Annotated in this window: 17 protein-coding genes and 1 tRNA gene; 9 read left to right on the top strand and 9 right to left on the bottom strand. The window is 67.2% G+C overall.

Annotated elements, in window-relative coordinates; all coding sequences use genetic code 11:
- Positions 1–74: 74 nt before the first annotated feature.
- Together K2U94_RS03535 and K2U94_RS03530 are read left to right on the top strand one after the other, a co-directional pair.
- Positions 75–7,343 (top strand): type I polyketide synthase, encoded by a 7,269-nt coding sequence (locus K2U94_RS03535; protein WP_243065886.1) that lies wholly within the window; start codon positions 75–77, stop codon positions 7,341–7,343.
- 23 nt (positions 7,344–7,366) lie between these two features.
- Complete coding sequence (locus tag K2U94_RS03530) at positions 7,367–8,734, top strand: glycosyltransferase family 4 protein (protein WP_243065885.1); 1,368 nt, start codon at positions 7,367–7,369, stop codon at positions 8,732–8,734.
- Positions 8,735–8,960: 226 nt separating this feature from the next.
- Here K2U94_RS03530 and K2U94_RS03525 read toward each other — a convergent pair.
- Positions 8,961–9,035 (bottom strand) — tRNA-Gly (locus K2U94_RS03525).
- 167 nt (positions 9,036–9,202) lie between these two features.
- Between K2U94_RS03525 and K2U94_RS03520 the strand changes: the two genes are divergently transcribed.
- Entirely contained in the window at positions 9,203–10,276 is a 1,074-nt protein-coding gene (locus K2U94_RS03520) for an AI-2E family transporter (protein WP_243065884.1), read from the top strand.
- Positions 10,277–10,385: 109 nt separating this feature from the next.
- Here K2U94_RS03520 and K2U94_RS03515 read toward each other — a convergent pair whose 3' ends face one another.
- On the bottom strand, positions 10,386–10,790 hold the full coding sequence (locus K2U94_RS03515) for a sigma factor (protein WP_243065883.1): 405 nt from the start codon (positions 10,788–10,790) through the stop codon (positions 10,386–10,388).
- Positions 10,787–11,008, bottom strand: coding sequence for a NepR family anti-sigma factor (locus K2U94_RS03510; RefSeq protein WP_243065882.1), 222 nt, complete (start codon positions 11,006–11,008; stop codon positions 10,787–10,789). Before K2U94_RS03510 ends, K2U94_RS03515 begins: the two co-directional genes overlap by 4 nt.
- 208 nt (positions 11,009–11,216) lie before the next feature.
- On the opposite strand from K2U94_RS03510, the gene K2U94_RS03505 reads away from it, so the two are divergent.
- Positions 11,217–12,017: a response regulator gene (locus K2U94_RS03505; RefSeq protein ID WP_243065881.1), complete on the top strand. Its 801-nt coding sequence runs from the start codon at positions 11,217–11,219 to the stop codon at positions 12,015–12,017.
- 41 nt (positions 12,018–12,058) lie between these two features.
- Positions 12,059–13,444, top strand: coding sequence for a sensor histidine kinase (locus K2U94_RS03500; RefSeq protein WP_243065880.1), 1,386 nt, complete (start codon positions 12,059–12,061; stop codon positions 13,442–13,444).
- 157 nt (positions 13,445–13,601) lie between these two features.
- Here K2U94_RS03500 and K2U94_RS03495 read toward each other — a convergent pair whose 3' ends face one another.
- Positions 13,602–15,014, bottom strand: a complete 1,413-nt coding sequence (locus tag K2U94_RS03495; RefSeq protein WP_243065879.1) for a dihydrolipoyl dehydrogenase — start codon at positions 15,012–15,014, stop codon at positions 13,602–13,604.
- A 159-nt stretch (positions 15,015–15,173) separates the two neighbouring features.
- Between K2U94_RS03495 and K2U94_RS03490 the strand changes: the two genes are divergently transcribed.
- Both K2U94_RS03490 and K2U94_RS03485 read left to right on the top strand, forming a co-directional pair.
- Positions 15,174–16,214, top strand: a complete 1,041-nt coding sequence (locus K2U94_RS03490) for a TIGR00341 family protein (RefSeq protein ID WP_243065878.1) — start codon at positions 15,174–15,176, stop codon at positions 16,212–16,214.
- Between the two features lie 87 nt (positions 16,215–16,301).
- On the top strand, positions 16,302–16,619 hold the full coding sequence (locus K2U94_RS03485) for a hypothetical protein (protein ID WP_243065877.1): 318 nt from the start codon (positions 16,302–16,304) through the stop codon (positions 16,617–16,619).
- On the opposite strand, the gene K2U94_RS03480 is transcribed toward K2U94_RS03485, so the two are convergent.
- From K2U94_RS03480 to K2U94_RS03465, 4 genes are read right to left on the bottom strand one after another with little or no spacing between them, the layout of a single operon-like run.
- Positions 16,609–17,604 carry an NUDIX hydrolase gene (locus tag K2U94_RS03480; RefSeq protein ID WP_243065876.1) on the bottom strand — a complete coding sequence of 332 codons (996 nt, stop codon included), beginning with the start codon at positions 17,602–17,604 and terminating at the stop codon, positions 16,609–16,611. The two genes, K2U94_RS03485 and K2U94_RS03480, sit on opposite strands and share 11 nt — an antisense overlap.
- Positions 17,601–18,110, bottom strand: coding sequence for a tyrosine phosphatase family protein (locus K2U94_RS03475; protein WP_243068796.1), 510 nt, complete (start codon positions 18,108–18,110; stop codon positions 17,601–17,603). The genes K2U94_RS03480 and K2U94_RS03475 overlap by 4 nt, the downstream gene beginning before the upstream one ends.
- Positions 18,110–18,712 carry an HD domain-containing protein gene (locus K2U94_RS03470; protein ID WP_243065875.1) on the bottom strand — a complete coding sequence of 201 codons (603 nt, stop codon included), beginning with the start codon at positions 18,710–18,712 and terminating at the stop codon, positions 18,110–18,112. Before K2U94_RS03470 ends, K2U94_RS03475 begins: the two co-directional genes overlap by 1 nt.
- Complete coding sequence (locus K2U94_RS03465) at positions 18,709–19,335, bottom strand: DNA-3-methyladenine glycosylase I (RefSeq protein ID WP_243065874.1); 627 nt, start codon at positions 19,333–19,335, stop codon at positions 18,709–18,711. Before K2U94_RS03465 ends, K2U94_RS03470 begins: the two co-directional genes overlap by 4 nt.
- A gap of 136 nt (positions 19,336–19,471) precedes the next feature.
- Between K2U94_RS03465 and K2U94_RS03460 the strand changes: the two genes are divergently transcribed.
- On the top strand, positions 19,472–19,837 hold the full coding sequence (locus K2U94_RS03460; RefSeq protein ID WP_243065873.1) for a hypothetical protein: 366 nt from the start codon (positions 19,472–19,474) through the stop codon (positions 19,835–19,837).
- A gap of 85 nt (positions 19,838–19,922) precedes the next feature.
- Positions 19,923–20,288 carry a carboxymuconolactone decarboxylase family protein gene (locus K2U94_RS03455; RefSeq protein ID WP_243065872.1) on the top strand — a complete coding sequence of 122 codons (366 nt, stop codon included), beginning with the start codon at positions 19,923–19,925 and terminating at the stop codon, positions 20,286–20,288.
- On the opposite strand, the gene ygfZ is transcribed toward K2U94_RS03455, so the two are convergent.
- The gene (gene ygfZ / locus K2U94_RS03450) at positions 20,289–21,113 is read right to left on the bottom strand and encodes a CAF17-like 4Fe-4S cluster assembly/insertion protein YgfZ (RefSeq protein WP_243065871.1); all 825 of its coding nucleotides are present in this window, start codon (positions 21,111–21,113) and stop codon (positions 20,289–20,291) included.
- Positions 21,114–21,224: the final 111 nt, after the last annotated feature.

Genomic DNA, 21,224 nt, shown 5'->3' with positions numbered 1-21,224 from the left:
GTCATCGCAGTCCTAATTTGACGGGGCGGAAATCGGGCGCTCGATTGACCAAACCTACTAGGAACCATTGTCTGGTGGCTGCGCGATCCGACGACCTGACCGAACTGGCGATTGTCGGCCGCTCCTGCCGGTTGCCTGGCGCGCCGGGCGTCGCAGAATTATGGGACCTTCTCACAGAGGGCCGTTGCGCGGTCGGCGCGATCCCACACGAGCGCTGGCCGCAACGCCGGCATTTCCATCCGCGCGCCAAGGAGGCCGGCCGAAGCTATATTTTCGCGGCCGGAATCTTGCCCGACATCTGGGGGTTCGACCCGCGCGTCTTCGGCTTGTCGCCTCGCGAGGCGGAGCAGATGGACCCTCAGCAGCGTCTACTGCTGGAACTTGCGTTTGAAGCCTGCGAGGACGCCGGGCTCCCTCCCTCGCGGCTCGCAGGATCCCGGACAGGCGTCTATGTCGGCGCTTCGGCAACGGATTATTTCACCCGCGGAACTCATGATCCGGCGGCGATGGACGCCTATTTCGCCACCGGCACCGCGCTGTCCATCGTCGCCAACCGGCTGTCTCATGTCTTTGACCTGCACGGCCCGAGCCAGGTGGTGGACACCGCCTGCTCGTCCTCGCTGGTCGCGCTGCATGCGGCGGCGGCGGCGCTGACGCGCAATGAGGTCGACGCCGCGCTGGTCGGGGGCGTCAATATTCTGGGAAGCCCCTACGCCTTCGTCACTTTCGCCCATGCCGCGATGCTGTCGCCGACCGGCCTGTGCCGCGCCTTTGCGGCCGAGGCCGACGGCTATGTGCGCGCCGAAGGCGGCGTCGTCCTTCTGGTGAAGCGGCTCGACCGGGCGCTCGCCGACGGCGATCGCATTCATGCCATCCTGCGCGCGGCGGGCGTCAATTCCGACGGCCGCACCAGCACGATTTCGCTGCCATCGAGCCATTTCCAGGCCGAATTGCTGCGGCAGGTTTACGAACGAGCGGAAATCGAGCCCGAGCGCGTCGTTTACGTCGAGGCCCACGGCACCGGCACGCCGGCGGGCGATCCGATCGAAGCCGAAGCGCTGGCCCGCGTTCTCGGCGCCCGGCGCGCCGATCCGCTGCTGATCGGCTCGATCAAAACCAATATCGGCCATACCGAGACCGCGGCCGGCCTCGCCGGCGTCCTCAAGGCCATGCTGGCGCTGGAGCACGATCTCGCGCCCGCCTCGCTGCATTTCGCCTGTCCCAATCCGGCGATAGACTTCGCCCGTCTCAACCTGCGCGTCGCCGCCCAGGCGACGCCCCTGCCGCGCGACGGCAAGCCGCGCTTTGCCGGCGTCAGCTCCTATGGCTTTGGCGGAACCAACGCCCATGCCGTTCTCGCCGACGCCCCGGCGAGACAATGCGCGCGCCCGGCGCAGCCGAAAATGCTGCTTCTTTCGGCGCGCTCCGAGACCAGCCTGCGGGCGCTCGCCGGGCGCATGGCGGAGTCCCTGGCGGAAGCCGATGACAGGACGGCGCGCGAAATCGTCGCCGCAGCCGCCCACCGCCGCGAAATCATGCCCGAGCGGCTTGTTCTGCCTGCGGATGACGGCCCGGCTCTCGCTGCGCGTCTGGCGCGTTTCGCCGACTCGGGCGCGCTAGCGGGCCTCGGCGCGCGCGCCGTCGCGCATGGCGGCGAGGTCGCCTTTGTCTTCACCGGCAATGGTTCGCAATGGCCAGGCATGGGACGCGCCGCATTCCGCGCCAACACGGCCTTCCGCGCCGCTTTCGCCGAAATCGACGCGCATTTCATTGGACTCGCCGGCTGGTCGCTGGCGGAAAAGCTGCACGCCGCCGATCTCGCCGACCATCTGACCAAGACCAGCATCGCCCAGCCCCTGATCTTCGCCATTCAGGCCGCGACGGTCGGGGCCCTGGCGGAAGCCGGCCTGCGCCCTGCCATGGTTCTCGGCCATAGCGTGGGCGAGGTCGCCGCCGCTCATGCCGCGGGAATCCTCGATCTCGCGCAAGCGGCGCGGGTGATTTTCCAGCGCAGCCGCCATCAGGAGCCGACCCGCGACAGCGGCGCGATGGCGGTGGCGTTCGGCCCGCGCGCATCCGTTGAAAAACTGGTCGGCTCCGTGCCCGGCCTCGTCGTCGCGGCGCATAATTCGCCGCAATGCGTGGCGGTCGCCGGCGATACCGCGGCGCTCAAACGACTGGACCCGGCCGCCGCCGCGGCGAAGCTGCGCATCCGCCCGCTCGACATCGCCTATCCATTCCATTCGCCGCTGATGGCGCCGGTCGAAGCGCCCCTGCTCCGCGATCTCGCCCGACTGACGCCGAAGCCGGCCGTCCTGCCGTTCCTCTCCACGGTCACCGGCCGGATTTTGCGTGGCGAAGAAGCGGACGCCGCCTATTGGTGGCGCAATGTCCGCGACCCGGTCCTGTTCCAGGAAGGGGTCGAGCGGGCGCTCGACCTTGGCGCGCGTTTTCTGGTCGAGATCGGCCCGCGCGCCACGCTCAAGGGCCATATGCGGGACATTGCGGCCGACCGCGCCATTCCGGCGCAAGTCGATTTCGCCCTCGACGAAACGGGCGAGGACGCCGGCGCCGACCCCATCCGGCGCCTCGCGCGGCGACTGATCGCGGCCGGCGCGGCAATCGACGTCGAAGCGGCCTTCGGGCCGGACCCCGGTCCCGGAATCGCGCTGCCGGCCTATCCATGGGACCGCCAGCCCTATCGCCATGCCCGCACGACCGAGGCGAGCGATCATTTCAACGCCCGGCCCCGCCACCCCCTGATCGGCGCGCGCGACCGCGCCGACGCGCTCGAATGGCGGGAAGTCCTCGACATTGCGCTGGAGCCGGCGCTCGCCGACCATGTCGTGGCCGGCCAAATCTATCTGCCTGGCGCGGCCTTCCTCGAAATGGCGCTCGCAGCAGCGCGCGACTGGCTCGGGCGCGACGACTTGGCCCTGAGCGGCTTCGAAATCCTGCAACCCCTGGTGTTCGCGCCGAACGCCGCCCGCGAATTGATCTGCCGCGTCGCGCCCGCTGGCGCGACGGTCGAGATTCTGAGCCGCGCGCGCCTGACCGAGACGACGCCGACTCTCCATGCGCGCGGCAAGATTCTGTCCGATCCCGGCCCCGATTCGGCGACGGCCGCGCCGGATTTTGGCGCGCTCGACGTCGAAATGGATGAGATTTACGCCGTGGCGGAACGGTGCGGCCTCGCCTATGGCCCAGCCTATCGCCGGCTCGCCCGCGCCGCCCGCGTGGACGCCGCGACGCTGGCGGTCGAACTGACGGCGGACGAGGGCGACCCGCGCTATCTCGTCGATCCGGCGCGTCTCGACTCCTGCTTTCACGGCCTCAATCTGCTGTTTTCCGGCGCAGGCGCGTCCTCGGCCTTCCTGCCCACGCGTTTCGACTTGGCGCGACCGCCCGCGGCGGGCGCGACTTTGGCGCGCGCCATCATCCGCCTGCGCCGCCACGACGAGCGCATCCTCGTCGCCGATTTTCTCCTCTTCGACGCCCACGGCCGGCCGGCCGGCGCGTTGCGCGGCGCCCGCTTCCAGGCGATGCGCCACAGGCCGGCAAGCCCGCCTGCGGATATCGTGAAACTCTGGGCGCCCGCCCCCGGCGACCTGAACGGCCCGCCGCCCTCCCGGCGCGCGCTTACCGCGCCTCTCGCGGATGAAGCGGCGCCGGCGCGCGACCCGCTGCTCGCCGACGCCTGGGCCGCCAGCGCCGCCTTGCGTCTCGCTCAAAATCTCGCCCGCCAAGGCCTTGTCGACATCGACGCGGCGATCCTTTCGGGAAAATTTCCTCTGGCCCTGCGCGGCTGGGCCTCGGCGCTGCTCGATTCGCTCGCCGACGACGGATTGCTCGCGCGGGACGCCGCCGGCTTTCGCCTGGTCGAGCCGGACTTCCCCTCGCCCGAGGCGTTGTTGCGCCACAGCGCCGCCCGCCAGCCGGGCGATGTCGCGGCCTTTAGGCTTGCCGCCGCCTCCGCCGCCATGCTGCGCGATGTCGCGGCTGGCCGGCCGCCGGCGCCGGCGGACGCCGCCTTCGAAGCCTATGAGCTGCGCTCGCTGCCGGTTCAGGCCTGCGCCCGCGCCGTGCGCCGGCGGCTCGACGCCCTGCTCGCGGATTTCCCCCGCAACCGGCGTTTGCGCCTGCTGCAGGTCGGCTGCGGCTTCCCCTTGACCCAGGCCCTGGCGCTGGCGCGCGATTGCGGCGCCCGCCTCACCTTGTTCGATCCCGACGCCCGGCTCGTCGAGCGCGCCCGCCTCATGCAGGCGCCGGGCGAGGAGCTCGCCTTCCTGTCCGACCCGGCTCTGCTCCCCGCGAACGGCTTCGATCTCGTCCTCAGCGCCGGCGGCTTGACGCGCGCCGCCGCCGACGTGGAAATCCTCGGCCGCATCGCCCAATCTTGCGCCTCGGGGGGCCGCATCGTCGCCGTCGAACCCGGCCCGTCGCGTTTCCGCGATCTGACGCTCGGCTTGAAACAGGCTCTCGACGGCGCCGCCCCTCCGGCAAACGCAACAGATTGGCGCGAAATCCTCGCTACGGCTCGCTTTGCCGCCCGCGACGTCAGGCCAATCGAACCAGACGGGGAGAGTGCCCTGCTGATCGTCGCCGACGCGCCGGAACGGCCGGCCTATATGGCGCCTGCAGAAGAAATATTGATCGTCCGCGACAAATCCGACGCCACCCCCTTCGCCTTGCTCCTGCGCGACGCTTTGCTCGCGCGCGGCGCCGCCTGCCGTCTCGCTTCCACCGGCGAGGAGCAGCCCAGCGAGGCGATATTGGTCCTCATCGGCGGAAACGACGGCGATGGCGAGGGCGCGGCTCGGCTCGCGGCCCGCTGCATGGCGATCCGGCAATGCGTCCTCGCGCACGACGGCGCGAGGACGGTTGTCGTGGCTGAATTCGCTCAGGACGCCGCCGTCGCCGAGGGCGTTTTCGCCTTCACCCGCAGTTTCGCCAACGAAGCGCCCGGGCTCGATTTCCGACGGGTCGAATTGCTGGCGCCGACCCCGCAGGCGGCAAAAAAGCTTGCCGATTTCATCCTCTCGCGCGCGCCGGAAACCGACGTCGCCTGCCGCGACGGGACTTTCGAGGTTCTCCGCTATGCGTCGCCCCCCTCGGCTCCGCCGGCCGGCCGCGCGCTGCGGCTGGAGAAATCGGCCGAGGGCGGCCTCGACCAGGTCGCCTGGAAGCCCATCCGGCGCCGCGCGCCGGGACCTCGTGAAGTGGAAGTCGAGATCGCCGCGAGCGGCTTGAACTTCCGCGACGTCATGTGGGCCATGTCGCTACTGCCCGACGACATGTTGGAGGACGGCTTCGCCGGCCCGAGCCTCGGCCTCGAATTCGCGGGCCGCGTCGTCGCGCTCGGCGCCGATGTCCAGGGCCTCGCCATCGGCGACGCCGTGGTCGGATTCTGCGGCTCCGCTTTTTCCACACACGCCACGGTCGATTGCGATCACCTCGTCGCCGCTCCCGCGTCGCTTGCGCCCGAGGCTGCCGCGACATTGCCGGTGGCTTTTCTTACCGCCTATTATGGGCTCGTTCATTGCGCCGATCTTCAGCCCGGCGAATGGGCGCTCATTCATGGCGGCGCCGGCGGCGTCGGGCTCGCCGCGCTCCAGATCGCGCTCGCGCGCGGCGCCCGGCCGATCGCCACCGCCGGAACGCCGGAAAAGCGCGAATTGCTGCGCGCGCTGGGCGCCGAACACGTGTTTGACTCTCGCGGCGGCGGCTTTTTTGACGACGTTCTGCGCGTCACCCAAGGGCGCGGCGTCGCGGTCGTGCTCAATTCGCTCGCCGGCGAAGCCATGGAGCGCAGCCTCGACCTGCTCGAACCCTTCGGGCGTTTCATCGAACTCGGCAAGCGCGACTATCTCGCCAATACGCCGCTTGGTCTGCGGCCCTTCCGGCGCAACCTGAGCTATTTCGGAGTCGATCTCGACCAGATGCTTCTGGCGCGCCCGGAATTGTCGCGCCGGCTTTTCGCCGAGCTGATGGCGCAATTCGCCGACGGGACATTCGCGCCCCTGCCCTACAGCGTCTATGAGTCGGGAGAAGTGGTCGAGGCGATGCGCGCAATGCAGCAATCGGCGCATGTCGGCAAGATCGTCATTCGTCCGCCAACCCCGTCGAAAGCCGCCCCGGCGCCGGAAACCGCCTTTCGCGTCAGCGCGGAAGGAACCCATCTCATCACCGGGGGGCTCGGCGGCTTCGGCCTCGCCGCCGCGCGCTGGCTGGTCGAGCGCGGCGCGCGGCGCCTTGTCCTCGTCGGCCGCTCGGGCGCCGCCGACGCGCAGGCGCGGCAGGCGCTTGAAGAATTGCGCCAAAGCGGGGCGAAAGTCCGGGTCGAGAAATGCGACATCGCCGACGCCGACGCCCTGCGCGCCCTGTTCGACGCCTTGGCCGCGAGCGAGCCGTCGCTCGCCGGGATCATGCACGCGGCGATGATTCTCGACGACAGCGTCATCGCCAATCTCGATGAGGCGAGGCTTGCCGCCGTCCTGCGGCCCAAGGCCACAGGCGCGGAAAATCTCGACCGCCTGACGCGCGGCATGACGCTCGATTATTTCTGGCTGTTCTCCTCGGCGACGACCGTGGTCGGCAATCCCGGCCAGGGCGCCTATGTCGCCGCCAACGGCTTTCTCGAAGGTTTTGCGCGCGCGAGGCGGAGCCAGGGCCTGCCGGCTTTGGCGGTCGCCTGGGGCGCGATCGCCGACGCTGGCGTGCTGGCGCGCCACGGCGCGGCGCAGGACAATCTCGCGCGGCGGACCGGCGTCAAGGGCGTCGCGGCGCGCGAGGCGCTCGACGCGCTGGCGCGCCACGCCGCTCTCGACGGCTCGGACTTCGTCGCCATCGCCGACATGGACTGGAGCGCGGCCTTCGCGCAATTGCCGCTGTTGCGCTCGCCAAGCTACGACCGGCTGCGCCGCGACGAGGACGGCGACGCCGCCGCGCTCCATTCGAGCGTCGATCTCGCCGAGCTCGCCGAACGCCTGCCCTGGGACCAGGCGCGGCGCACGGCGGCGGACATGATCGCCGAGGAAGTCGTGCGCATCCTGCGCCTGCCGCGCGACGACGTGAGCCTGACCAAGCCGCTCGCCGACATCGGGATCGATTCGCTGGTCGCGGTGGAATTGTCGCTCAGCCTCGAGGCGCGGTTCGGCCTGGACTCGGCCGCCGTCGCCGGCGGCTTGTCGATCATGGATCTCGCCGGCCAGATCCTTGCCGCCGTCGAGCCGGCCGGCCGCGATTGCGCAATGGCCGAGCGGGTCGCGCGGCGCCACGCCATGGCCGAGCCCCCACACGAAAGGCATCGCGAAGAGGCGCATCACGACGCACGCCGGGCCTGAAAGGCGAGGAGACCGACGCGACCATGACCCAGGCGCCGCCGTCTCAGCCCGATCCGCCCGCCGAGATTGGCGCGCGGCCGCTCATCTTCGACATCACCCGTCTTTTGCTGCGCGTGTTCAGCCGAACGCCCAACGGGATCGACCGTGTCGATTCGGCGCTCGCCGGATATTTTCTCGACCGCGCCGATCCACATCGCTCGGGCGTGATTCTGACGCCGATCGGGCCGCGCGTCCTCGCGCCGGAGGCGGCGCGCGAGGCCATCGCCATCATCCGCGAACATTGGGGCGAGAACGAAGCCGCGGACGATTGTCCGACCCTGCGCGGGCTGCTCGCCTCGCTCGGCGGCCTGGCTGCGCCGGTGAAGCGCCTGTCCAAGGGCCGCCGGGGCCGATATGCCAAGGCATTGCATTGGATCTTCCGCCACGCCGTCGCGAGGGGCCAATCGCCGCGCGATTTCCTGGCCGACGGCGGCGCCTATGTCAATGTCAGCCAGTTCCCGCTCTGGGCGGATCGCTATTTCCGCTGGCTCGACGACGCGTCAGGGATCGACGGCGTCTTTTTCATCCACGACCTGCTTCCGCTGGAGACGCCGGAATATTTCCGGCCGAGCGAAGAGCCGCGTCATCGCCGCCGCCTGAACACCCTGGCCCGGCGCGGCGCCGGCGCCATTGTCTCGACCGAGGTCGTGCGCCAGGCTTTGAGCCGCCATCTCGCCACGCTCGGCCGCGCCGACCTGCCGATCCTGGTCGCGCCGCTTCCGGTCGATCCGATTTTTTCCGCGCCATCTGGCGAGGGCGCGCCCGAGGACGTCCCGCCCTATTTCGTCCTGTGCGGCACGATCGAGCCGCGCAAGAATCACCTTTTGATTCTGCACGCCTGGCGCGATCTCGTCGCCGCCCATGGCGACGACGCGCCCCATCTGATTCTCGTCGGCGCGCGCGGCTGGGAGAACGAACATATCATCGACCTGCTCGAACGCTGTCCCGGACTGCATCGCCATGTCACGGAAGTTTCTGGACTTTCGACGCCGGCCCTGCGCCATTTGCTGGCGGGCGCGCGGGCGCTCCTCATGCCGTCCTTCGCGGAGGGCTATGGCCTGCCGCTGGTCGAGGCGCTTGCCTCCGGCGTTCCGGTAATCGCCTCTGACATTCAGACGTTCCGGGAGACCGGCGGCGCCCGCGTCCTGATGATCGATCCGACCGACGGGCCGAAATGGCGCGCCGCCATCGAAGCCTTCGCCGCGACGCCTTCGCCGGCGCGGGAGGAAACGGCCGCGCGCGCCGCGTCCTTCCAGCCGCCGGACGCCGCCCGACATTTCGCGCGCATCGAAGCCTTTGTCGCGTCGTTGAGCCAAGCCAAGGCCGCTGCGGGAGCGTTCAGGCGAAAATGAAACGACTGGCGTCGGCCTGCAATGGCGCCATGCCTGGACCAGCCATATTGGCGGCCCGTCACGAGTCCCCGTCACGAGTCAATGTCATCCGCGATGAAGCGCCCGGGCTCTTCAACGGCGGCATGGGAGAGAACCATGGACCGGAACGCAATCGAGAACCGCGATATGCCGAAACTCGCCGGGTTTAAGATATGCGACGGCGATAACAGGAGAAATTTTTGGGCCGTGGAGCGGGCGATGAGAATCGAACTCACGACATACAGCTTGGGAAGCTGTCGTTCTGCCACTGAACTACGCCCGCGCTCACGACTCTCATAGCCGGATCGCGCCCTTCCTTCAACCGGGCGCGCGAAAATCTTGCGCATTGGTCGTCAGGGCCATTCCGTCCGGCCACGCCGTTCGAGCGGAACAAGCGCGCGTCTGCCGTGTTGAATAGCGTGGCCATGGGGCGCGCGGGAGTTTAGCGTCATGGATCATCGAGCGCATTCGCCGCGCGCAATGCAGGATCGAACGAAGAATCACGACGCTCTGATCCGGCGATTGGCGAACTATTCGGTCATTGGTCTGTTTGCGCTCGCGCTGCTCACAACCCTGCAGATCGCCTCGGACATTGTGGTGCCGATTTTTTCCGCGCTGGTCATCGGCGCCATCCTCACGCGAATCACCGACCGCCTCATCGCCTGGGGATTGAAACCCGCGGTCGCGGCGTTTTGCGTCGGCGCGGCGGCGACCGCGCTCGGCGTGCTGATAATCAATGCGCTGATCGACCCTTTCTCCGCCTTCGTCGCCCAGGCGCCGAAAATGACCAGCGCCGTGCCGGAGATGGCGGAGCCGATCCTGCATCCGCTCGCCAATCTCAGGCACGCCCTGTTTCAAACGGCGGCCCCGGAAAGCCAGGCGCTTTCGATCGGCAACGAGACGGATTGGATCGCGGCCTTCCTCAGCCGCCTGACGCCGGCGCTCGGCGGGCTGCTGGTGTTTTTCGCCAGCCTGGCCTTTTTCGTCGCCGGCCACCCGGCCTTGCGCAGGCAACTCATCCTGGCGATGCCGGCGCACGCCAGCCGACTGAAAGCGCTCCGCGCCTTCGATGCGGTCGAAAACGCGCTGGCGCTCTATTTCGGCGCGACCGCCCTCATCTATGCCGCGGTCGGCGTCGCCACCGCTTTCGTCGCCTTCGCTTTCGGCTTGAGCAATCCGATTCTCTGGGCAGTCATGACGTTCGTCGCCGCCTATATTCCCTATTTCGGCGTAGCTCTCGTCACGCTCTCGCTCGCCGCCACGAATCTGCTGACGCATCCCCATTCCGCCTTCGTCCTGGCGCCAGCGCTGATCTACCTCGCGATCCATGAGGGCGCCGATCTTTTCGCGATTCCGACCCTGTTCGGCCGCCGTTATGAGATCAATCCGTTCCTGGTCTTCCTTTCCATCGTCTTCTGGAGCTGGATGTGGGGGCCGGTCGGGGCGCTTCTCGCCGTGCCGCTTCTAGTGACGTTGCAAAGCCTGATCAGCGTCCTGTCCGACGGAGACGGACGCCTTCCGTGATCGCCAAAAAAATGCCCGTGAAAACGAGACGCCGGAAACGCCTCCTTTTGCGATCAACGAAGTTGCGGCGGCGCGATATGGACGATGATTGGCCACTGCGCACGGGAGCCTAGCCTCTGCGCGCCGGAGCCAAAGCAGGGCGGCCGACGCTCACTTCGCGCTGTCGGCGCGCTGCAACCAGACCGTCTTCTCCTGCAGGCCATCCGGGCGGCCTCGTCAATGCCGGAACCTGCGGCTCCAGCGCTGGGGCTTGTCTCGAAAACTTCGTCAGTCTTCGAAATCTTCGGCTTCTGAATTGCGACACTGAGGCTAATGTGTTGCGCATGATGGTGAAGAGCCGGGCGCGCAAAGATGTGCCCGGCTGGAACCGATCCTCGGCCGCCCAGGTCTTGATCAAGGTCTCCTGAGCCAGGTCATCGGAGCGGTCGGGCGTATGGCAGAGCAAAAGGGCAAAGAAGCGAAGCTGAGCTAATTCACCCCGCAGCGCCGTTTTGAAATCCATCTTCGCGGTCATATGTTCACATCGATAGACGAACTCGACCGGGGGTCCTGCGGGGCGGAGGCCCCTGCGTCGCCGGCTTCCAGACGATCAAGCAGCGCCGCAAGCCGGCGCGGGATCGGCTGATTGGCCGTCTCGGCGAATAATTGTCTCAATTGGGCGCCGAGATGCGCCTGCAGCGCGGCGTCCATTGGCGGGCGCGTTTTTGCGGTCTTGCTGTGGCTCTCGTTCATTTTCGCCGCCGACGTCAAAGGGTTACGGTTGCGCTCGCCCGCATGAACGCCGCGCGAAAGCTTCCGGAAGGCGAACGCCAATGACGGTCGCGCGTTCCAAATTTTTATTGGTTTTTTTTATTTGACGGGAACCGGAGGGAAAGGGCGACGTTCTCAGTCGAGAGTTCTTCCGGCGTATGAACTCCTCGACATCGAAGGATTATTCGCCATGTCGCTGTCCGCGATGATCGCCCCGCAGCTCCCCTATCTCCGCCGCTATGCGCGCGCCCTGTCAGGGAGCCAGGCGAGTGGCGACGCTTTTGTGATGGCGACGCTCGAAGCCATCGTTGAGGACCCGTCCCTTTACGACCAGTCGCTCGACGCCAAAACCGCTCTGTTCCAGACCTTCTCCCGCATCTGGAATGCGATGCCGATGAACGCCGCGGTCGGCCGCGGCCCTGCCGATACGATCGCCGACCGGCGTCTCGAAGACGTTACGCCGCTGCCGCGGCAGGCTTTCCTGCTGACGGCGCTCGAGGGCTTCGGCGCCGGGCAGTCGGCGTGCATTCTCGAAATCGGTCTCGACGCCTATTCGCGCCTGATCGAAACCGCCGGCCGCCAGATCAGCGCGCAGCTCGTGACCTCCGTGCTGATCATCGAGGACGAGCCCGTCATCGCGATGGATCTCGAACATCTGGTCACGAGCCTCGGCCATGTCGTCGCCGGCAGTGCAAGGACGCGCGGCGAAGCGGTCGAAATGGCCAAGCGCGAGAAGCCCGGGCTCGTTCTGGCCGACATTCGCCTCGCCGATGGCAGTTCGGGTCTCGACGCCGTCAATGACATCCTCAAATCGCGCCAGATCCCGGCCATCTTCATCACCGCTTATCCGGAAACGCTGCTGACGGGCAAATGGCCGGAGCCAACGTTCCTGATCGCCAAACCGTTCGAGGAGGACATGGTCCGCGCGGTGATCAGCCAGGCTTTGTTTTTCGACGCCAAGGCGACGAAGGAGACGGCGTCCGCGGCCTGAAAGGCGGCCTGATTCCCAATCCCGCTCGAGTAATTCGGACGATGCGATTCATCTCGGATATCGCCGTCGGGATCGCGTGTCTTACGGCGGCGCTCGCGATCCTGTTCTATCTCTCGCGGCGTCGGGATGTCGCGGCGGAGGACAGGACGGCGCTGTGGTGCGCCATTTTTGGCCTCGCCCTTTTCGGCGGCCTGCAGATGGCCGGCGTCGCGGCCATCGCGCCCCCCGGCTGGTCGACGCCGAATATGCCGCAATTCATCGCCGCCGTCGTCGCGCTCGCCTCGGCATTCGCGATCTGGGCCATGGCTCCGAAATGGCTGTCGCGGCCGACGGTCGACGATCTGCCTGAAAAATCCAGCATTCTGGGCGGCGCGGCGCAGGAAAGCGCCGAGCGGCTAGAGCGGCTCGCGGCGGAAAAAGCCGCGCTCGAAAATGCGGTCGCGGCGCGAACCCGCGAATTGGACGAAGTCAACCAGCGCTTCTTCCTCGCGCTCAAGAACACCGGCGTCACCATGTCGCAACAGGATCGGGACCTGCGCTACGTCTGGATTCACAATGCGCCTCAGGGTCGGAAACGGCGCGAATTCGTCGGCCATTTGCAGGCGGAGGTCCTGCCGCCCGAGCTTGAGCCGAGAATCGCGCAGGCCAAACGGCAGGCGATGGAGCAGCGGTCGTCGGTGCGGATCGAAGTCCAGGCGACGGTCGACGGCGAAAAACGCTGGTTCGACGAAAGATTCGAGCCGATCGCGCGCGACGGCGAGATTACCGGAGTCATGACCACCTCCATCGACACGACCGCCTATCGCCGCCAGGAGGAGGACCTGCGCGAACTCCTGCGCGAACTCACCCACCGCACCAAGAATCTTCTCGCCGTCATTCAGGGCATCGCCCGCCAATCCGGGCGCGCCGCGCCCGACGTCGCCTCCTTCGTGACCGAATTCAACGGACGCATCCGCGCGCTTTCCGTCACCCACGAACTTCTGGTGAGCGCCAACTGGTCGGGCGTGGATTTGAAATCGCTGATCGAGGCGGTGTGGCGCGCGACCTCGCCGCTGACGCTGGCGCGCGTCAGCCTCTCGGGAGAGAGCCGCAAGCTGGCGCCGGAAGCCGCGCAGAATCTCGCGCTCGCCGTTCACGAAATGGCCGCCAACGCCGCGGCGTGCGGCGGCGACGCCCAGAACGCCGCGCAAGACGCCGCCTGGGTGCGCATCAGCTGGAGCCCCTATTGCGAAGAAGAAGGCCGCGGCGTCACCATCCTGTGGGAAGAAAGCGCCGCCGCGCCGCCCGATCAGGGTCTCGGCGAATTCGCGAAATTCTATGTCGAGTCCCTGTTGCCGCGGGCGACCGGCGGCGCCTCGGAAATCGTGGCCACCAAGGCGGGCGCCCGCTGGACGCTCAAGCTGCCGTCGCGCAATTTCATTTCCTGAAAAATGGCCTCTTCGCGCCGCGACCGAAGGCGCCATTGTGAACAGACATTGTGAACAGACGCCGCCCTCGCGCTACGCCGCCGATCCGGCGGGTTTCATCGGCTTCGCCGGGCCTTGCGCCTTCGATCCGATCGGCGCCAAAATCTTCGACTTGCGATCAATCGAGCGCCTCGTGTCCGATTGCGCCGCATGTGGCGAGATCCGATCCGTTTTTCGAGGGATAAGCCTTCGACAGGTCGCGCAGGGCGGTCCGCAGGCCCTCTTCGAGCGTCGGATGGTAGAAGGGCATGGCGAGCATGTCCCAGACCGTCAATTTGCGCTCCACCGCCAGAGCCAGCAGATGCGCCATATGCTCGCCGGCCGGGATGCACATTTCCGCGCCCAGGATCACGGCGGTCTCGCGGTCCGCGTGGATGCGCAGGAGGCCGGCCGCCGCCGCCGCCATGCGGGCGCGCGGCTGTTTGGCGAAATCGGCCTCTCCGGTCGCGCGGCGCGCCTCGGGAATTTCCGAAAGGGCGAGCCCGACGCGGGCAATCTGCGGCGAGGAAAAGACGATCGCAAGCGGAGGACGGCGGCAATGGGGCGCCGAGCCGACGCCGGGCGCCGCATTGCGGCCGGCGATATGGCCCTCGTCGGCCGCTTCGTGCATCAAGGGGCGATAGCCATTGGCGTCGCCGACCAGAAAGACCGGCAGGTCGCCAAGACGCAAGGTCGTCGGATCGATCGCGGGCATGCCGCGGCCGTCGAGCGCCACGCCCAAGCTCTCAAGGCCGAGTCCGTCGATATTGGGCCGCCGGCCGATGGCGGCGAGAACCGCGTCGGCCTCGAACCGGCCGCCGGCCGCGCTGACGGCAATTCCGCCCTCGGACGCCGCCAATTCCGCGGGGGCGCCGAGATGAAGCGCCATTTCGCGCGCGAGCAACGGGCGGAAGGAAGCGAGAATTTCGGGATCGTTGATCCCGGCGAGGCCGTCCACGGCGTCGAAGCCCGCGACCTCGACGCCAAGCCGCGCCAGGGCTTGCGCGATTTCGACCCCGATCGCGCCCATGCCGATCACGGCGATGCGGCGGGGCAGGTCCTCCTGCTCGAACAATGTGTCGCTGGTCAGGATGCGGTCGCCGAACGCGGCCCAGTCCTTGGGAACCACCGGCCGGCTCCCCGGCGCGAGAATGATCGCCCGCGCCTCGATCTCCTCGCCATTGACCTCGACGAGGTTCGGCCCCTTCAGCCGGACCCGTCCGGCGATGGCGCGCCGGCCGAGCTTCCCGCGGACCGATTCCGGCCCGGCGACAAAACCGTCGCGCAGGTTGCGGACATGAGCGAGAACGGCGGGAATGTCGGCGCGCAGGGCCTCTCCGCCGCGAATGCCGAAAGCGTCGAAAGCGACGCGGCGATGAAAGGCGTTGGCGACTTCGATCAGCGCCTTGGACGGCATGCAGCCGACCGCCGCGCAAGTGGTGCCCCAGCGTCCGTCGTTGACGAGGAGGAAATCCTTGGTATAGCGGCCGACCTCGCGCAGGGCGGTAAGGCCCGCCGTGCCCGCGCCGACAATGATCGTATCGACCTTCATCCCGGCCCCTCGCCTTTCAGGGCTGCGTCCGAATCCGCGCCGGCCCGCCGGACCATAACAACCGAATGCGAAGATTGTCCTCTTGTTTCGGCGCGGCCCGCCGCTATTCCGCCACCGCCCGGCGCCAGCTATAGTCGGCGCGAAGCGGAGACGCGTGGAATGTTCAAGGTGATCGAAGTCGCGACGCCCGAGAAGCGCGTTCATGCCGTCGTCGCCGTGGCCGAGGAGATGAAGGCGGCCGACGTCCAGATCGGGCCGCCCTTCGAGGATGGGCGGCGGCCGATTCGCCTGCTGGTGGGCGAAATCGATCGCCAGGCCCTGATCGACCGGCTCCATGGGGCGCTCGGCAAGTCCGAGAACTGGCGCATCACGATGCTTCCGACCGACGCCGCCATTCCCGACGAGCCCGAACCTGAAAAGACCGCGCCCGAGGAAGAGGACGAAGAGGCGAAAAAGGACGAGCAGGCGCGCGCCTCCCGGGAGGAGCTTTACCATCTGATCGAGAACGGAGCCCGGCTCGACGCCAATTTCATTCTGCTCGTGTTTCTCTCGACCTTGGTCGCGACGGTCGGGCTGGAGCGCAACGATGTCGCGGTGGTGATCGGCGCCATGGTCATCGCGCCTTTGCTTGGCCCCAATGTGGCCTTTGCCTTCGCGTCGGCGATCGGCGACCAAAAACTGATGCTGTCCGCGGCGAGCGCCAGCGCCGTCGGGGTCGTTACGGCGATCGCGATCGCGACGATTCTGGCCCTGTTGGCCGCGGCCGACCCCAGCACGCCCGGACTGATGGCGCGCACCTCGATCGATTACGCCAACATCATCCTGGCGATCGCGTCGGGGACCGCGGCGGCGCTTTCGGTCACGACCGGCCTGTCGTCAACCCTGGTCGGGGTTATGGTCGCGGTGGCCTTGCTGCCGCCGGCGGCGACGCTCGGGATCATGCTCGCGGCGCGCCGGTTCGATCTCGCGGGAGGCGCCGCAATGCTGCTCGGCGCGAATATGGCCAGCGTCAATCTCGCCGCTCAACTCGTCTTCATGGCCAAGGGCGTGCGCCCGCATGGCGGTGGCGATCAATGTGGCGACGTCGGTCCTCCTGCTCTGGGCGCTGATCGCCTTCATCGCCCTGCGCCCATCGTCCTCCTGACGCGCCGCGGGCGAACGATTCACGCCCACATGCGTTGTCAAGCTTGGGTCATATGATTTCCGAACGATCGATTCGGCCATCTTGTTCCGCGCGCACCGATTGCGAAGCAATCTTGCGGAAACCGCATCATAGGAGAGCGCCTAATGAACACCGCGAATTTGCAGCTCGAGGGAGTCTATATCGTCCTGGCGTCGCTGCTCGAGGCGTTGGTCGCCAAGGGCGCCTTCGACCAGGCGGAGCTGGTGGCGATATTGTCCGACGTCGAGCGTCGCATCGGCGCCGATTCCTCACGGCCGGTCGAGATCCGGGAATCCAATGTCGAGGCGGCGCAATTCCCGGCGCGCTTCCTGAAATCGGCCCTCCGGGCGTCGTCGGACGGCCGCAAGCCCTCCTTCGCCGAGATCGTCTCGCTCATCAAGGAATCGCGGCGTCCCGAAGGCGCGCCCGCCGTCAGCCCCTGATGCCGACCCTTAAGCCCGGCGCGGGGCGCTCGCGCAGCACGTCGCGGCGGAAGCGGAACAAAGCCGCGGGGCGGCCGCCGGTCGCGTGCGACATTTCGCCGGTCGGCTCGACCACGGCGGACCCTTCGACCAGGCGGCGGAAATTCTGCTTGTGGAGATGACGCCCGGAAATGGCCTCGACCGTCGTCTGCAGCGCGGTGAGGGTGAAATCCTCCGGCATCAGTTCGAAAATCACCGGGCGATATTTCAATTTTGCGCGCAGGCGCCCCATGGCCGTGGCCAGAATCCGGCGATGGTCGGCCTGCATGGATTCGCCGAGCGGCGGGCGCTCGCCGAAACCCGGCGCGGGCTCGCGGCCGTCGCGCACGCTTTCCTCGACGAGACCCGCCTCGTAAAGCAGCTCGTAGCGGTCGAGGACATTCTCCTCATCGAAACGGTCGCCGTCGTCCCCGAACAGCATCCGCACGCGCTCGATCCGGGTCAGGCCGCGCCTTTGGGGCGCATCGCCGCCGCGCGCGACAAAGGCGCGCAGGCCGGGCATGATGGTCGCATCGATCAGATCCGGCCGGCCCTGGCGCCAGTCCTCCCAGGGGAAGAAGCGATACCATTCGCGAAAGCCGGCGCCCGGCGCGGTCGGCGGCTCCTCGCCGCAGATGCGGGTCAGCGCCAGATAGCCGACCGAGACGACATGGGGATCGCGGCTGTCGGCGCGGCTGTGGCGGCCGCGGTCGCCAAAGGTGTAAAGCTGCTCGACATAGCCGACCGGCACGCCGGTCTGTTCGGCGACCCAGGCGCGCAGGCCGATCTCGAAAGTGCGGTGGTTGACCGGATCGAACGGGCCGGAAGGCAGGGCCGCCGCCCCCCCGGGCTCGTCGCCGCGCGCGCCGCGCGCCACCAGAATGAGCGGCGTGTCGCCGCGCACCGCGACGATCGCGGCGGTGAGGCCGATCTCCATAGGAATGGAAGGATGGGAGGGGCGGTTCATGTCAAATCCATGCAGAAAATTTCGCCTTCGAAACAATCCGCTCCGCGTCCGATCGATTCGATCGCCGCGACCATCCTTCCTTCGCGCGACAGGATTGCGTCGGCAAGAGCGACCAGATGCCGATTCGGCGTCGCGGTCGGCGAAAGCCTGCGCAAGTGGTTGGCGATTTCGGATTCGGAAGCCTTGGTCAGCGCGCAAGCCGCGATAAAGGCCGCCGCCGGCGACCGGCTGACCCCGGCGTAGCAATGAATGACGAGCGGGCGGGCGCGCTCCCAGCCCCGGACAAAGGCCAGCAGCGCTTCGATATGCTGCGCGCCGGCAAGCACATGCCCTTCTTCCGCCGCCACAATGTCCGACACGCCGAGCATGAGATGGTTTTGCGGCGCGACGCCCGTGACGCGCGGCGCCGTGGCGGGCGGGCCGAGCAGGGACACCACGGCGCCGGCGCCGGTCGCCGCGGCAAGCTCTCCGACCTTGCGGAGCGGGCAGACATAAAGGAGGCCCATCACGAAGCCCTTTCGAAAGCCTTGAACCGCTCGAGGAAAAGCGCCTGCGCTTCTTCCGAGCCCATCGGCGCCAGCAGATCGTCGAACAGGCGTGGATCGACGGCCGGCGCGCCGAACAGGCGCTTCGCCTCGTCGGTTTCGAAACCGGCATAAAGCGTCGCCTCGAAAAAGGCCGAAATCCGGTCGGCCCGCTTGGTCAGGCGCGCGAGCGCCGGCGGCGGATCGGGACTGAGCGAGAAACGCTGCAGAATGGCGCGCGCCAGCCGCGCCTCGACCTCGGTATAAACCGCGCCCAGCGCCGCCTTGAAGGGCGAGATCATGTCGCCGATGACATATTCCGGGGCGTCGTGGAGAAGTGCGTGGAGGCGCCAGCGCGCGGGCGCGGCGGGATCGAGCCGGGCGCAGATTTCGGCGACCAGGACCGAATGTTGCGCCACCGAAAAGATGACGCCGCCACGGGTCTGGCCGTTCCAGCGGGCGACGCGGGCGAGGCCATGGGCGATGTCCTCGATCTCGACGTCGAGCGGCGAAGGATTGAGAATGTCGAGGCGACGCCCGGAGAGCATGCGCTGCCAGGCGCGCGGCGCGGCCGTCGCCTTCATGCGCGCCCCGATTCGATGTTAGTACGCTGACAGGCCTCATGGCGATGGCAATCGACCAGATGGTCATTGACCATGCCGACCGCCTGCATGAAGGCGTAAACGATGGTTGGGCCGCAGAATTTAAAGCCGCGCGTTTTCAGGTCCCGCGCCATCCTTTCCGAAACATCCGTTTTCGCGGGAACCTCGTCCAGCGCGCGAAAAGAGTTCACGATCGGCCGTCCGTCGACAAAGTCCCACAGGTAACGCGAAAAACCCTGTCCGGCCTCGATGTCGAGGTAAAGGCGCGCCGAAGCGACGGCGCCCTCGATCTTGGCCCGATTGCGGACGATGCCGGGGTCGAGCATCAGGCTTTCGATTTTCGCGACGTCGAAAGCGGCGATCTTTTCGGGGTCGAAGCCGGCGAAGGCGCGGCGGAAATTGTCGCGTTTGCGCAGGATCGCGATCCACGACAGGCCGGCCTGAAAGCCGTCGAGCATCAGCTTTTCGAACAGGGCGCGGGAGTCGAACTCCGGAACGCCCCATTCGTCGTCGTGATAGGCGACATAGGCCGCATCCTGCCCCGGCCAGGGACAGCGCCTTTTGCCGTCGGGATGAAGAATCGCCAGTCGTTTCGCCTCGCTCATGCAGAAGATTTAGACAATGCGCGGCGCCAAGCCAAGGCGGCTCGCCGGTTTAGGCAAGGACAAGGGAACCGCTTCGCCACATGAGCGTTGCTTTGCCGCGCCAAGCCTCGGCTTGCTGGCGAAGGGAGCCTGTCCCATGTCCGTCAAGACCTTCCTGGCCGTTATCAGCATACTCGCCGTCGCCTATGGCGTCGCCTTCATTCTCGCTCCGGGGACGCTCGGCGCGATCTACGGGACCGCGAATTCGCCAGCCTCCGAAATGATGTCGCGCTTTTTCGGCGTCGCCTTGCTGCCGCTCGGCCTCATTTTATGGTTTGCAAGGGATTTCGACGGGCCGGCCCTGCGCAACGTCCTGGTCGCCATCGCGATCGGCGACACAGCGGGCATAGGCGTTTCGGCTTTGGGAACGCTCGCCGGCGTCATGAACGTCATGGGCTGGACGGCGGTTTTGATCTATGTATTCGGGGCCGTGGGCGCTTTTTGGTTCCTTAAAGGGAATTAAGCCTGAGAGGCGGGCTCGTCACGAAGCTGTCTTGATATATTCGTCGAGCCCTATATATCTGCCGCAACGCAACATGGAGCGCCCCATGATCTTCGACTGGCCTGAAACCACGCATAAGCTCTCCACCCAGCTGCGCGATCTGCGCGCGGGAGACGGCGTCGCCGACGTGATGAAGGCCTTTGCCGCCATGGCGCAGAACGCGACCAAGCCCGGCGTTCTCGATCCCAAGACCAAGGAGCTGATGGCGGTCGCGATCGGCGTCGCCACCCGCTGCGACGACTGCATCGCCTTCCACGCCCGCGCCGCCATCAATCTTGGCGCGACCCATGACGAACTGATGGAGACCCTCGGCCTCGCCATTTACATGGGCGCCGGGCCGTCGGTGATGTACGCCAGCCACGCCGTCCAGGCCTTCAAACAATTCGCCGACGCCAAAGCCGCGGCGGAATGATCACATCAGCCGCAGCCGGGTTTCGCCGCTGACGAGCGCCTGGCCTGCCTGGGCCGCCTCCTCGGCGCGGTCGATGCGCAGCAGCGCGAGGCCCTGCGCGCCGGCGCTCGAACCCATTACGCCGATCTTGGTTTCACCCGCCATGACGATCGCCCCCGGCGGCGGCGCGGCGCCTTCCAGCGCCACTTTCAGCACGCGGTTGCGGGTCGTGCCGCGATATTGCATGCGCGCGACCACTTCCTGGCCGACGAAACAGCCCTTCTTGAAATCGACGCCGTTGAGCTGATCCATGTCGGCTTCGTGGGGGAAGGCGTCGCCATAGGCGAAATCCACCCCGCCCTCGGGAACGCCGAGCGCGATGCGATGGGCGGCGTAATCGTCAAGCCCCGCGTCGCCGCCGAAGGTCAGCATCTGCGCCGCGATCTTGCCGTTGAGCGCGATCAGCCGCGTCCCCATGTCGGGATGGCGCGAATCGCGGGCGCCCTCGCCCGGCGCCCCGCCATAGAGCGCGATCACGCCAAGATGTTCGCTTTCGTCGGCGATGTCGACCTTGGCGCGCAATTTATACATGGTCAGCTTCTTGACCAGATCGGGAATTTTCTCGCGACTGACGTCGAGCAATATGGCGTCCGAATCGGCTTCGGATCCGGCGCTCATCAGGAAATCGAACAAAATCTTGCCCTGGGGCGACAGCAGCGCCGCCCAGCGCGCCTCGCCCGGCTGAAGCGTCACGACATTGCCGGTCACGAGGCCCTGAAGAAAGCCGCGCGCTTCCGGGCCGCCGATCCTGACCACGCCACGATCCGTCAAATGAGCCGCTTTCATCTTCTTCCCCGTAATCTCTTGCGGCGGCGTTCCGCGCCGCCGCCGGCCTGTCCAAATTTACCGACGCGATATAATGTCGGGCGCGGATAATTACGAACCCGTCCATGCAAG

Origin of the sequence: Candidatus Rhodoblastus alkanivorans (assembly GCF_022760755.1) — a bacterium.
Classification (GTDB): Bacteria; Pseudomonadota; Alphaproteobacteria; order Rhizobiales; family Beijerinckiaceae; genus Rhodoblastus; species Rhodoblastus alkanivorans.
Note: the sequence above shows the minus strand (reverse complement) of the source record. Positions and strands in the feature narration are given on the sequence as shown.